At 51.2% G+C, this 13,115-nt stretch carries 16 protein-coding genes; 4 read left to right on the forward strand and 12 right to left on the reverse strand.

The window, feature by feature from the left end; all coding sequences use genetic code 11:
• Positions 1-214 precede the first annotated feature (214 nt).
• The gene (locus CBE73_RS10940) at positions 215-541 is read left to right on the forward strand and encodes a MazG-like family protein (RefSeq protein ID WP_094094249.1); all 327 of its coding nucleotides are present in this window, start codon (positions 215-217) and stop codon (positions 539-541) included.
• A 109-nt stretch (positions 542-650) separates the two neighbouring features.
• Here the strand turns inward: CBE73_RS10940 and CBE73_RS10945 are convergent, their stop codons facing one another.
• The 9 genes from CBE73_RS10945 to CBE73_RS10985 form a co-directional block, all read right to left on the reverse strand.
• On the reverse strand, positions 651-1,031 hold the full coding sequence (locus tag CBE73_RS10945; RefSeq protein ID WP_094094250.1) for a DUF4269 domain-containing protein: 381 nt from the start codon (positions 1,029-1,031) through the stop codon (positions 651-653).
• A 61-nt stretch (positions 1,032-1,092) separates the two neighbouring features.
• Complete coding sequence (locus tag CBE73_RS10950) at positions 1,093-1,635, reverse strand: hypothetical protein (RefSeq protein ID WP_094094251.1); 543 nt, start codon at positions 1,633-1,635, stop codon at positions 1,093-1,095.
• A gap of 50 nt (positions 1,636-1,685) precedes the next feature.
• On the reverse strand, positions 1,686-1,907 hold the full coding sequence (locus CBE73_RS10955; protein ID WP_174704706.1) for a hypothetical protein: 222 nt from the start codon (positions 1,905-1,907) through the stop codon (positions 1,686-1,688).
• Positions 1,904-2,107 carry a helix-turn-helix transcriptional regulator gene (locus tag CBE73_RS10960; protein WP_174704808.1) on the reverse strand — a complete coding sequence of 68 codons (204 nt, stop codon included), beginning with the start codon at positions 2,105-2,107 and terminating at the stop codon, positions 1,904-1,906. Before CBE73_RS10960 ends, CBE73_RS10955 begins: the two co-directional genes overlap by 4 nt.
• 285 nt (positions 2,108-2,392) lie before the next feature.
• Positions 2,393-3,424 (reverse strand): alpha/beta hydrolase, encoded by a 1,032-nt coding sequence (locus tag CBE73_RS10965; RefSeq protein ID WP_094094252.1) that lies wholly within the window; start codon positions 3,422-3,424, stop codon positions 2,393-2,395.
• A 324-nt stretch (positions 3,425-3,748) separates the two neighbouring features.
• Positions 3,749-4,225: a MarR family winged helix-turn-helix transcriptional regulator gene (locus tag CBE73_RS10970; RefSeq protein ID WP_094094253.1), complete on the reverse strand. Its 477-nt coding sequence runs from the start codon at positions 4,223-4,225 to the stop codon at positions 3,749-3,751.
• Positions 4,226-4,235: 10 nt separating this feature from the next.
• Entirely contained in the window at positions 4,236-4,907 is a 672-nt protein-coding gene (locus tag CBE73_RS10975) for a flavin reductase family protein (RefSeq protein ID WP_094094254.1), read from the reverse strand.
• Between the two features lie 40 nt (positions 4,908-4,947).
• Positions 4,948-5,559 carry an alpha/beta hydrolase gene (locus tag CBE73_RS10980; protein WP_094094255.1) on the reverse strand — a complete coding sequence of 204 codons (612 nt, stop codon included), beginning with the start codon at positions 5,557-5,559 and terminating at the stop codon, positions 4,948-4,950.
• Complete coding sequence (locus CBE73_RS10985; protein ID WP_094094256.1) at positions 5,556-6,506, reverse strand: ring-cleaving dioxygenase; 951 nt, start codon at positions 6,504-6,506, stop codon at positions 5,556-5,558. Before CBE73_RS10985 ends, CBE73_RS10980 begins: the two co-directional genes overlap by 4 nt.
• A 293-nt stretch (positions 6,507-6,799) precedes the next feature.
• On the opposite strand from CBE73_RS10985, the gene CBE73_RS10990 reads away from it, so the two are divergent.
• On the forward strand, positions 6,800-7,225 hold the full coding sequence (locus tag CBE73_RS10990; RefSeq protein WP_094094257.1) for an SRPBCC family protein: 426 nt from the start codon (positions 6,800-6,802) through the stop codon (positions 7,223-7,225).
• Entirely contained in the window at positions 7,225-7,599 is a 375-nt protein-coding gene (locus CBE73_RS10995; protein ID WP_094094258.1) for an ArsR/SmtB family transcription factor, read from the forward strand. The genes CBE73_RS10990 and CBE73_RS10995 overlap by 1 nt, the downstream gene beginning before the upstream one ends.
• A gap of 116 nt (positions 7,600-7,715) precedes the next feature.
• On the opposite strand, the gene CBE73_RS11000 is transcribed toward CBE73_RS10995, so the two are convergent.
• Positions 7,716-9,125, reverse strand: coding sequence for a sensor histidine kinase (locus CBE73_RS11000; RefSeq protein ID WP_094094259.1), 1,410 nt, complete (start codon positions 9,123-9,125; stop codon positions 7,716-7,718).
• Complete coding sequence (locus CBE73_RS11005) at positions 9,118-9,807, reverse strand: response regulator transcription factor (protein WP_094094260.1); 690 nt, start codon at positions 9,805-9,807, stop codon at positions 9,118-9,120. The genes CBE73_RS11000 and CBE73_RS11005 overlap by 8 nt, the downstream gene beginning before the upstream one ends.
• Positions 9,808-10,025: 218 nt before the next feature.
• On the opposite strand from CBE73_RS11005, the gene CBE73_RS11010 reads away from it, so the two are divergent.
• Positions 10,026-12,377, forward strand: a complete 2,352-nt coding sequence (locus CBE73_RS11010; RefSeq protein ID WP_094094261.1) for a glycoside hydrolase — start codon at positions 10,026-10,028, stop codon at positions 12,375-12,377.
• A gap of 177 nt (positions 12,378-12,554) precedes the next feature.
• On the opposite strand, the gene CBE73_RS11015 is transcribed toward CBE73_RS11010, so the two are convergent.
• Entirely contained in the window at positions 12,555-13,073 is a 519-nt protein-coding gene (locus CBE73_RS11015; RefSeq protein ID WP_094094262.1) for a DinB family protein, read from the reverse strand.
• Between the last annotated feature and the right edge of the window lie 42 nt (positions 13,074-13,115).

Consider the following 13,115-nt stretch of genomic DNA (forward strand, 5'->3'; position numbering starts at 1 on the left):
CACGGAAAAATTAGGAGAGGTGCATGTTTATGTAAATCTATTCAACTTTGTACTATAGTCCTAGGTTTTAGGAGATTTATGGCTAAAATCACAGCGGAAGTCCCATTCGCTCGATCACCGGGCCAAGCTCTTTCCCGCGACCAGAAAACAGTTCACCATCTGCTTCGTTTCGAGTAAAATACATTTAATACTATCAGGAAAGGACTTGATACCGATGGAGAAACTAGAACAAACCCCGCAGCTTGAGCAGCTGTTCAATGAAATCAAACAGCTCAGCCGGAAGGAACCCAAAACGCTGGAGCAAATGGCCCTTAAACTTTCCGAAGAAGCCGGGGAAACCTCCCAAGCTGTCTTGTCTGCTTTAAATGCCAGCGGAAGCGGCTATAAGCAGTTAGGTTTAGAAGATGTGAAAGAGGAATGCGTGGATGTTATCCTCGTCGCGCTCGCCATGTTCCATAAACTGAGTGACCAAGACGGAGAACTGACCCGGCTATTGGGGGAGAAAATGAGCAAATGGGCCGCGAAAATGGGCTCCGCTTGAAGGACAACCTTAGACTCTATCAGCAACAGATCAGAATAACCCAGCACCTAATAACAATACATAAAAACCTGCATGATCCGTGTCCGGAATTATGGGCCAATGCCAACGCTCAGTGATTTTTGTCGTTCAGCGCGATTAAACTTTCGTCGCTCCATCCCTCGAGTTCTAACAGAGCCTGATAAGGATCAATCCCGTGCATCAGGTCCAGCCACAGCAGCCTGGAAAAAGCGGGCTCCTTCTTTAAACCTTGTCTTTTAAGCTCTATCACCTGTTCGCGAAATGTCCTTCCAAACAGGAACAGCAGCCTGGCTTCGATCTGCATGTGCCTGTAGGCATTTTGCCTGCGGACAGGAATGGGCTGACCGAATACTTCAACCGGCCAAGCTTCACAAAGGAAATTGGCCTTAATCCGAGGGATGTGGGAGACAGTTTTTCGGGTTAGTGTGAAGGAAGGATAATCGGGGTCAAACCAGTCCTGCTGTCCGGACATATGCAATCAGCCCCCTCTTTCCCTATTATTTCTCTATAAACGAACAAGATTGAAAAGCCCTCTACTTCAATTCATACCCGTCCAGCGTGTCCTTCATTAATGCCTTGCTGATCTCTAGTGCTTCCTCCCGGGTATGTGCCGGAGCCGAAATCATAAATCCGTCCGAGCTGCTCCAGCCGGTCTCTTCCCCTTGATTGTCATGCATCAGAGTGATTGTCAGCTGATTCATAGTCGGCGTACTGTACAGCGAACCGATCATTCTTCTCTGAATCTGGCCTTGGTCCAATCGGATCGATTGCAGCCAATCCGGATCGGAACGGGACAACCGGACTTTCAGATGTGGAATGTCCTGCTGGAAAGGGTTCACCCCGTTCACCTCACCCGTGTCCATTTTTCCCGTAAATATAGGCGGTTTTGTTAATCTGCGCTGAATTTCCCCTTCAATCCGGACCTGGACAGGCCGGGCATAATCGGCATGTTCCTCTCCCAGCTGATATTGAATTCCTTCTAACGTCATATCAATTTGTTTTGGCCAGGTATACCAGAGGAAAGCAGCCAGCATAAGGATCAGAACAACCGGAACGCCTATCTTGATCAAACGCATAAACATATTCCCTTCTATTCGCCTGAATCAGAGCCTGAAGTCTGCCCTGCCTACTTACTCATCCTGCGGTTATAAATGGCTCTTGACCAGAAATAAACCGCACAGCCGACGAGTAAAATCGAGAACTGCCAACCGGAATCTCCTGTTGAGATCCAGTCATACAAAGCCCAGACCAGCAGGGCAACGGTATAGAAAATAAACCCGTATTTGGCGGACTGATCGCTTTGATACTGCTCCATTTCATCAGCTCGGCGCAAGAAAGGTAATTTCATTTCTTCTCCTCCTCATAACTAAACAACTCATCCACCCTGGTTTGAAGCTGAATCGACAGCTTGAACGCCAGAGCGAGCGTTGGGTCGTATTTCTCATTCTCAATGGCATTAATGGTCTGCCTGGTAACGCCGCATTGGCGGGCCAGTTCTTCCTGAGAGAGCTTCAGCTCTTTGCGTAAGGTTCTAATTGTATTCTTCAACTTCGGCACCTTGACTTTCACATCAGTTAAATATGTAAAAAGATTTTGACACAAGTATAAAATCAGCTCAGTCTAATGTCAAACTCTTTTTACACCATATCCTCGGCACTTCCTTCCCTCCAAAAAAAAGGAACCCCCATCCTGACGGATGAGGGCTCCCATTAACACCCATTCCTTAGGCTATTGTGGGGAACAGCCGGAATTGGGCGGAATTTGAAACCTTTAATCTGGGCATTTGCCTATTTATCGGCCCGGCTATCGGCCTGGCTATCGAGGCAGCTTTCCTTATTGACGCACCCAAGCGTTCGCCAGCAGCAGCGCACCTTGCGCAGAAGCTGTATCAGCCAAAGCGTTCAGCATCATAAAGTCATGGGTAATGCCTTCGAACCGAACCGCCGTTACGCGAACACCCGCTTCACGAAGTTTGGCGGCATAAGCTTCGCCTTCATCCCGCAACACGTCAGCTTCAGCGGTAATCACCAACGCTTCAGGCAGACCTTTCAGTTCATCCACACTGGCACGCAGCGGTGAAGCATATTTCTCGGCTCTTTGCGCCGGGTCAGTTGTGTATTGATCCCAGAACCACTGCATGCCGTCACGGCGAAGGAAATAGCCGGTTGAGAACTGGTGGTAGGAATCGGTATCAAAGGAAGCATCCGTTACCGGATAGAAAAGCATTTGTTTCTGAATTTCCGGACCTTTGCGATCTTTCGCCATCAGCGTAAGGGCAGCCGTCATGTTGCCGCCAACGCTGTCGCCGGCTGCCGTGATGCGGCTTGGATCAAGACCATAGTCCCAGCCTTTATCAGCTACCCATTGCAAAGCGGTATACACCTGCTCAATCGCAACCGGATAACGGGCTTCCGGAGAAAGACTGTAATTAACAAATACTACAGTAGAAGTGGAGCCCACAGCCAATTCCCGAATCAGATGATCATGGGTATGGGCATTGCCGAACACCCAGCCTGCGCCATGGGTATACAAAATAACAGGCAGATGGGCCGGTTTATATTTAGGCCGAACGATTTCGATCGAAACGGAACCTGTCGGTCCGCCAGGAATCGTCAAAGTTTGAATATCCACCGGAGGTTTGCTGATCGAAGAGTCCTGAACGGCGTCTACCGCTTTGCGGCCTTCCTCTGGTCCTAAATCAAACAGATACGGCGGGTTGGCTGTATCCTCCACAAATTTCTGCGCTTCTGGCTCAAGGACAATCTTATTGGCTGCAAAAGCATCAGTTCCATAACCGGACAGCAGGATAAAAGCAGCCAGGCCTGCAGCAAGAAGCTGCTTCTTCGCTTTGAATTTCTTGTTCATGTAAAAAATCCTCCCTTAATGATGGCGGCACAAAACCGCTCTTCAAAATAATATTGCGCACAACTTATATGGTTGAAGAACTCCATCTCTTTCATCTTAGCTAAGGCAGCCGGTTGGGGAGCCGCCACAAGCTGGATGAGTTTCAGATTCTTTCGCCCTTCGATTGCTCACAACTATATTTTACACAATATTAAATGGTTGTCAACTGAATTGTGCAAAATATTTACACAGACAAAAAAAGCTGATTAACATCCGATGATGTTAACCAGCTTCACCTGCTGCCGCAAAGCCCAAGCGATGGGGCCGCAATGGAATACAAAGAAACTACAGCGTTCCCGCCGCGTTTTTCCCCAGCTTCTTCAACTGCTCGGTTAACGCCTGCTTCTCCTCCCGGGTCAGGCCAGGCATCATAGAGTCTACAAATGCCGCATGTCTCGGGAAAATATCGTCGAACAGCTCGCGTCCCGCATCCGTTAATTCGGCAAGAATGACGCGGCGGTCAGACGCGCTGGGCACTCTTTTCAGCAGTCCCCGCTTCTCCAGTTTGTCGATGTTGTAAGTCATGCTGCCGCTTGTGATCAGCACCTTCTCCCCGATCTGCTGCAGCGGATAGCTGCCTTTGTGGTACAGCACTTCCAGGATCGTAAATTCCGAGGCCGTAAGCCCGTATTGCTTCATATCTTTGACTGCCCGGTCCATTAAGGAACGGTAAGCCTTGGAGAGCACAATAAACAGCTTCAGGGAATCCTGATAATCCCCATCCTGCTCCGCCGCTCTTTGCCCCTGTTCAAAATCCGGCATAACCTCACCTCTAACGTTGTCTAATCAAGGTAAAAATATCGCCAAGCCCCGCGTAATCATCGCCCGCCAATCGGCTGACCGGCTTCAAAGCCGCAGCTTCGATATAGCCGTCCCGGTATATCTCTTCGTCAAAATGGAACTGAACCACCCGGACAAGCAGCAGATCGCATACCGTTTCTTCGGACGTTAGGTCCTCTAATTCAGCTTCTGCTTCGGCTTTGTCGGTGCCCAATCCAGCAGCGCTGCCTCTCCGAATCGGAATATGCTGCTCAAGCACGCATTCCATCCGGATCTTGGCTTCCCGGATTCCGGGAACCGACACTTTCTTGCTCGGCACCGTTGTCAGGGCCGTCAAGTCCAGCTCGCTTTGCTCCGGAGGAAGCGGAGCTGCCGTTTTGTTCATCTCCACAGCCAAGTCCTCATCTACAATATGAATGACCAGTTCCCCGCGGTTAACCGTGTTGCGTGCCGTGTCTTTCATGACTCCGCCCTTGCGCCCTACGGAAACCGACAGCAGCGGCGGAGAACTCGAAACAACCGAGAAGAAGCTGAACGGTGCGGCATTTACGGTTCCATCTTCCCCTATAGTCGTAACAAAAGCAATCGGCCTTGGAATGATGCTGCCGATCAGCAGCTTATAGTTGTCCTGTTCCTGCTGCCCGTTCGGATCTATGGATATCATAGCGATGCTCCTTTATCCTCTTCTCTTTTAATAAATGGCGTCATTTAACAAATTGCTCGTTATACCAGGCTTGCGCTGCTTCTACTTCAGCTCTGGACAGCTGGTGCCCCTGATTCCCCCAATGGACGGTCACATCGGCTCCGGTTCCTTCCAGCAGTCCTGTCAGTTCTTCCGTTTCTGCGGTACGGACCAATGGATCGTTAGTTCCAGCCCCGATAAAGACCGGCAGCCCCGGCGATGCCGGCAGCTCGATACCTCTGCGCGGGACCATCGGATGAAAGAGTATCGCCCCTTTAACGGCCGAAGCATACTGAAACAGTAGACTGGCAATGATATTCGCTCCGTTGGAATATCCTACCGCAACAAGGTTGCTGCGGTCAAATTCGTACTCTTTCGCCGCTTCGTCCAAATAAGCCATCACCTCATCCGTCCGGGCAATCAGATCCTGCTCATCAAAAACACCTTCTGCCAGCCGTCTGAAGAAACGCGGCATACCGTTCTCCAGCACATTTCCGCGCAGTCCGAGCACAGAAGAGCCCGGTGAAATCATTTCCGCAATCGGCAGCAGATCGTGTTCATTGCCTCCGGTCCCATGGAACATTACAAAGGCAGGGGCAGCCGGATTGCTTCCTTTCACAAATACATGCTTCATTGTTGATCCTCCTTCAATACTCTGACTTCGATAGGCAGCAAATTCGCCTCGATAGCCTCCCGGTGAGGTTCATACCAGTCAGGAAGCTTCAGCTCCAGGCCCAGTTCATCAGCCGGCTCGTCGGTTGCGAAACCCGGAGGATCTGTGGCAATTTCAAACAGGATGCCGCCTTCTTCCCGGAAATACAGGGCTTTGAAGTATTGGCGCTCCACAATGCCCGTTGTCCGGAAGCCGTGCTTCGATACCTCACGATTCCATTCCAGATGTTCTTCATAGTCTTGCGCTCTCCAGGCAATATGGTGCACGGTACCCGCCCCGCCTGCTCCCCAAGGTACGTTGGCTGCCGGCACATCGATGAGATTGCCCAGCTCTCCTTCAGCCTTGAAGCGGATGAACCCGTTCTCCTCACCTATTTCCGTCATGCCCAGCACGTCCGTCAATACTTTTCTTGTAGCCTGGGAATTTCCGCTGTACAACACAACCCCGCCAAATCCCTTAATCGCTTTATTGGCAGGAACTCCGCCAAATGTCCAGTTGCTGGCCGGACCTGCTTCCCGTTCGACAAGCTCCAGCTTCAACCCTTCATTATCGGAAAACTGCAGGTATTCTTCGCCAAAACGCGAAGCCTTCATCACCGAAATACCAAACTTGCGGAGCCGTTCCTCCCAGAATGGGAGTGCACCGGAAGGGACAACATAAGTGGTGATCCCCACTTGTCCGCCGCCGATCTGCCCTCTGCGGGAACCGGGAGCCGGGAAGAAGGTAATGATCGTTCCGGGCGATCCGCCTTCATTGCCGAAATACAAATGGTAGATCTCCGGCGCGTCAAAATTGATCGTTTTCTTCACTAGGCGAAGTCCGAGAACTCCAGCATAGAAATCAACATTCCCCTGCGGGTCTCCGGCAAAAGCTGTAATGTGGTGGATACCGGCCGTCTTCATACTCATGATAAATCTCTCCTTTAGAATAAATTGGGTTATTTCAAATTAACTCAATCTCAAAAATCTTTATAATAATTATCTTTAATTAAAGATTAATTCAAAAGAAGTCTCTTGTCAACCTTTAATGCCGGGTCGCCCCATTCTAGTTGCTGCATCCAACCTTCTAGCTGAAAATGAAGAAAGACACCCTTGACATGAAACCAATCGGTTTCTTATGATCTCAATAGGACACCGTTAGGTTTCTATTTTCGTTGTTGATGAGTTTGTTTAGTATTTTGAATAGTAATGGAGGTTATTCCATGTCAGAGAATCAGCAAGCTTTCACTCCCGTAGTCCACAAAACAGCTGTCTTTAAAGCCCCTATCGAAAAAGTATGGGTGGCCGTAGCCACATCTGAAGGCATCGCCGCCTGGTTTATGCCCAATACCTTCGAACCGGTGCTGGGTCATGAATTCGTTCTGAAAGCCGGCCCTTACGGTGACTCACCATGCAAGGTTACGGAGCTTATCCCTCCGACCCTTCTTACCTTTAATTGGGGCAAGGACTGGAGCGTCACTTTTGAATTGAAGGATCTAGGCGGGCAGACCGAATTTCATCTGTACCATAAAGGCTGGGACGCGGACAAGGTTACCGAATTCGGCCAGCCGCATCCGGTCGTGCAGCCGAATATGGCCCAAGGCTGGAATGGACTTGTCGCCAAATTGCAGTCGTTGGTGGAGCAGTAATGACTTCGTCCGCTGCGAAACACGACGTTTTTCATGCCATCTCCGATCCTAGCAGACGCAAGCTGCTTAAACTTCTTGCCGGTAAGGAAATGCCAGTGAACGAAATCTGCGAGCACTTCCCTATGACACGAACGGCAGTTTCCAAACATCTGCGGATTTTGTCCGATGCGAATTTGGTCAGCGTGCAGAAGGTCGGGCGTGAATCCCGCTACAAGCTGGAAGCCGGGGGACTGATGGAAGTCAAAGAATGGGTATCCTTCTACGAGCAGTATTGGGATAACAAACTGTCCTTGCTCCGGCATTTGGTGGAGAACGGCGGAGCCCCTGTCGCTTTACATGCGGCCAAGGCCAAACCTGAGGATGAAACGGAGTAATCGGCGGCCTTCCGTATTCCAAGCCTTCCGGGTCCATTAAGATAATAAAAGGTATACCATAAGAAAGAGGAGCAGATCCCGCACTTGACGGACTGCTCCTCTTTCTTATCCCTCTATCAAGAACCGGGCAAAACCGGCAGTGAAAAATAAAACTCCACCCTGCCATTCCCGGCCTCATGCCCGTAGGCCGCCTGATGTTTCAGCAGGATCGTACCGGTAATCGACAATCCCAGCCCGGTGCCGCTCAAATGTTTGCTGCGGGATTCCTCCATAACGAAAAACGGCTCCCAAATCCGCTCCCATCTGGCTTCATCCCTCGTATCTGCCCGGTTGGCGATCCGGAAATGCACCTGCTCCGACCGCACTTCCGCCAAAACCTCCACCCGATTGCCTTCCGAATATTTCAGCGCATTGGACAGCAGATTGTGCAGGACCGATTCCAGCTTGTGCTGGTCCGCCATAACCCAAACCTCCGGAGGCAGGACATCCTCCACCATTAAACCCAGTCCCCGCTGCCGGAAAGCAACTTGGTAATTCTCCAGGGTTTCGATCAGCAGCGAATGGAATTCAGTCGGTTGAAGTTCATACGACTCTGTCTGCAGCTTGGACAGCTCAAGCAGCCTGTCGATCATGCCCGCCATTTCCTCCGTTTGGCGCCGGATGACTTCCGGATAGGTTCCATCGTCCAAACCATCCTGTATCCCGGCAGCGTAAGCCTGGATCAGGGCAAGCGGAGTCTTTAATTCATGGGAGACATCGGCAATGAATGTTCGCAGATTGGCGTTTCTGGCCTCCAGAGAACGCTGCGTCTTTTTCAATTTATCGCTCATCCGGTTGATGCTGTCCGCAAGGGATTCAATTTCGTCTCCCGTGCGGACATCCGCATGAATAAAAGTCAAATCGGCAATCGATTTGGCGGTTTCGCTCAGCTTGGCCAACGGCTTTACGATTCGGGCCGTATATAAAGCCGACAGCAGAATCAACAGCAGCAGCATACCCGCCCAAATATACCAATTAAACCGATTGATGATACCAATGGTTTCCGAGGAATAAGAAATAGACTCCCCTATCGCAACGACGTTGCCAGCCAGCGGTACAAAATTAACCAGAAAGCTGGACTTCAGCTTGGTCTGATCATAAATTTTGTTGACCTGCCGGCCTTCATGCAGCTGTGCCAGACTTTCCTCACTCAGCCAAAACTTGCTTAAAGCGATCCCTTTCCGGTTTAGCTGAAGCAGAATGTCGCTGTTGAGGTCATTCAGGCTTTCCGATAAAGGCGCATAAACAACAGTCACCTCGTTGTCCGCCTCTACCTGCTGGATGCGATCCGCCAGGGTCAATCCGTCTGCATTCGGTTGCGCCCCCGCCAGACTCGCCAGCTCGTTGGTCAGCTCCGCCAGCTTCACTTTCTTCTGATATAAGAAATATTTCGGCAGAAAATAAGTATTCACGGCAAACGTAAGGATAAAAACAGCGCACAGCGCCAGCGTAATCCGTGTTACAAGCTTCCGGGTTAACTTACTCATCGGGGCTGTCTCCCCGCGGGTTATCCAGCTTCTCTCCGATTGGACCGTCCTCCAAGGAATACCCCATGCCCCGGTAAGTTTTGATCCAGCGCTCTCCGATTTTCTCCCTCAGTCTGCGGATATGCGTATCCACCGTACGCTCGTCCCCAAAGTAATCAAATCCCCATACCTGGTCCAGCAGCATTTTGCGGGTCACGATCTGCCCTTTATTGAGCGCCAAATATTTCATTAGCTGAAATTCCTTCGACGTGGCTTGCAGATCCCGGCCCTCCCGAAAAATTTTTTGTCCCTCCAGATCCACCACAAGCTTTCCGATTCGGATCTGAGCGTCCATATTCAGCAGCTTGCGGGCTCTGGCCAGTAGAATTCGGGGATCAAACGGTTTGCGCACATATTCGTCAGCACCGGCGTTTAAAGCATACAGTTCTTCATCCGCCTCGCCTTTTGCCGTAAGCAGCAGCACCTTGGTGCGGCTCGTGTTTTTGATTTCCCGGCATACCTCTACGCCGCTAAGTCCTGGCATCATCCAGTCCAAAACGGCCAGATCTATCTGATGATTATAAAAAAGCTCCAACGCCTCTTCTCCGTCCCGAGCCGTATATACATTAAAACCTTCTTTGATGAAATAACTCTTCAAAATCTGCAGCATCAACGCTTCGTCTTCCGCCAGCAGCAGGTTCATGCCTCCCCCACCTTTATGGCTTCCTTCAGCCCTTATTTCTACTTAAGATACAGCTAAGATACAGCCTATTGTTTTAGCGCTTTTTCAATATACAAGATGTATGTTACAACAGTATGACATTTCTGATTTGGCTTTTCCCTCCGTGTTTGGCACATTGCTGTAACATTATGCCCTTACAATGGCCCTGTTTTTCAAAATCAGGATTGGAGGAATAAACGATGAAACACAAATTTGCATGGCTGGCATCCGCGGCCCTTATGGCGGTTATGCTGGCCGGATGCGCAAGCGGCGGCGAAGCCGGCCAGGCTTTGCCGGCGGTCTTGGCTGCGGGCCATATCGAGCAGGCGAAAGCGGCCGTAGTTCCGGCAGGGGAACCGTTTGATTTCGAGGTAGACCCCGAAACCTTTGCGCTGACCCTCATCAAGGACGGCGTCCGGGAGCCGGCTTCCCTGCCCCTGCCCAAAACCAAGGTTACGAATCTGGTCAAAACCGAGGATTCCGTTTCCTGGACTTACCCCGGCCAGATGGATATCAGCATCACCAAACAAAGCAATTATCTGGATATTCAGCTGAAGTCGGCCGGCGCCGCCAAATTCCAGTGGCCGGTGGTTCAGTCGGACAGCTATACGCTGCCGCTCGGCGAAGGGAAACAAATTCCGGCGGACGATAAAGATTGGCAGACGTTTCTGAACGACCAGACTTATACATTCAGCGAGTCGTTTTCCATGGACTTTTTCGCCTTGAACAACAAAGCTTTCTCCATGGTTTACGTAGTCACCAACAAATATAACGACGAGGTTCATTTCTCCGCTTCACCTTCGCTGCATTTTCAGTTCACACACGACTTCCCGGCGATTAATCCGGACAAAAGCTACGGCTTCCGTCTGTACGTGACGAACAGCGATCCGCAGCAGATCGTGTTGCCTTACAAAAATTATGTAGCGGAAAACGGCGGTTTCGTCACGTTGGAGCAAAAAGCCGCTCAAAACCCGAATATCCGCAAGCTGTACGGCGCCCCGCAAATTTATCTCTGGAGCGAACAGCTGCTGACGGCCGATGACGTCAAATGGCCCAAGCTCAGAAACGTGCTGGCGTCCAGGCTGGGGCCATGGCTCGTGCATTTGATGGGCGAAACGGCCGACGGCAGCAGCGAGCTGTCCCAAACGCTGACCGATATTTCCGGTCAGGATTACGTGGACAACTATCAAAAAAAGGTCATTTTGAACGCCATCAACCAGGCGCTGAAAATGCGGGATTTCTATGCGGCGGACCAGTTCCCGAATCCCGGCGCGGACGCCGCCACCCTTATTCAGCAAGGGGTAGAGAACCTCAGTGAGGAGAAGCTCTACAACCTAAACAAGCTGCTTCTGAAAAATAGTCTTGGAGACGCCGTGTCCGACATCAGCGAATGGGGTCAAGCCGGTTCCACCGGGCTGATCCAGGAGCTGCACGACTCCGGCATCGACAAAGCCTGGATCGGGCTGCCCAATTGGGCGGACGGCTTGATGAACCCGGCTATGGTCGATGAAGCGGTCAAGGACGGCTATCTCATCGCCCCTTACGATTCTTATCATTCCATCCAGGAGAAAGCGGATATTTCCTGGAATACGGCATCGTTTCCGGATCCGACGCTTTATGACAAAGCCACCGTCACCCGTGCGGACGGGACCAAGGTGGCCGGCTTCCTCGGCCGGGGACGCAAGCTGAATCCTACGCTGGCGATGCCAAGCGTCAAGGAACGCGCCGAAGGCATCCTGCAGGACGGAATCGGCTATAACTCCTGGTTCGTGGACTGCGACGCGACGGGAGAAATTTACGACGATTACTCGGCCGACCATCCGACCACGCAGGCCGAGGATTTGAAGGCGCGGCTGGAGCGGCTCAGCTATTTTGCCAATGATCAGAAGATGGTTGTTGGCTCCGAAGGCGGCAACGACTATGCCAGCGGCGTGATCGCTTTTGCGGAGGGCATCGAAAGCCCGATTATTGCCTGGGGCGATCCCGATATGCGCGATAACAAGGACAGCCCTTATTACGTGGGCGGCTATTATGCGATGACCGGCATTCCGGAGCGCTACGGCAAAGCCGTGCCGATCAAACCACTGTATTCAAAGGTTTATACGGATCCAGCTTATTCCCTCCCGCTCTACAAGCTGGTTTATAACGATTCCATCATCACCACCAACCATTGGGAATGGGGCAGCTACAAAATCCAAGGCGAAGAAGCCGACCGGATGCTGTATGAGCTCCTTTATAACGCCCCTCCCCTGTACCATCTGGACCAAACAGCCTGGGATGCGGAGAAATCCAGCATCACCGGTTTCCTGAAGGTGTGGTCTCCTTTGCACCAGGCCGCCGTAACCCAAGAGATGACCGGCTTCAAGATTCTGACCGACGACAAGCTGGTGCAAAGCGCGCAATACGGAGACGATATCAGGGTGATTGTGAATTTCTCGGACCACGATGTTACCGTTCAGGGACAGAATTTGAAAGCCAAATCCGCCTTTATTTTGCAGGACGGGCAGACGGTCTTTTTTGATGCTGGTGCCAATGCCGCGCTGTTGAAATAAATCCTGTTTCCTTCATCTTTGTCCAAATCAAACAGGACCGAATAATCGGAATTCCCTATCCACACTGGATAGGGGTTCTTTATTGGGATTTGATATCCAAAAGAAAAGACGCACCTATTCGTGCGCCTAGTCGCTCTGCCGCTCAATTCATCTTCCGATTGCCCGATATTCCCGAATCTACTTTTTCAAATACCGCTCCTTCAAAATCCCCAGCGTATGCAGTTCATGTCCGGCAATGATGTAAGCCAGCGCCCGAACAGTGGCAGGATTTCCGTTAACCATCCCTTCCCGTGGCCAGGCCTCCTCGGACAAGCCGCTGAGCAGCGTCAAGGTTGCGGTCCGCACGGCCGTATACTCCTTGGCGATCTCCTCGAAGGTCCTGCTGACCACAGCCGCGTTCTTCACATACTCGTTCTCATCAAAGCCGGGCAGCGGCGTTTGATCCCCTCTTGCCACACAAAGCAAACGGTAGCTCATCACCCGCTCTGTATCGATCATGTGGCCCAGCACTTCTTTAAACGTCCACTTGTCCGGCGCGTAACGGGTTTCGCCCAGTTCCTCCGGGAGCCCGTCGATCCAGTCCCCCACTTCGTTCAGCTTGCCCGCCAGCAAATCGGTAATTTCCCCGTCAGGGACTTTAGCTATGTAACCGGCATAATAAGCGGGATATTCCTCCGGCAGAGGTCTGTTAACCATACGATCTACCACCTTTTGGATTTTTAGATAACGATACTTTTT

The sequence above is a fragment of the Paenibacillus physcomitrellae genome (genome assembly GCF_002240225.1).
Lineage (GTDB): Bacteria > Bacillota > Bacilli > Paenibacillales > Paenibacillaceae > Fontibacillus > Fontibacillus physcomitrellae.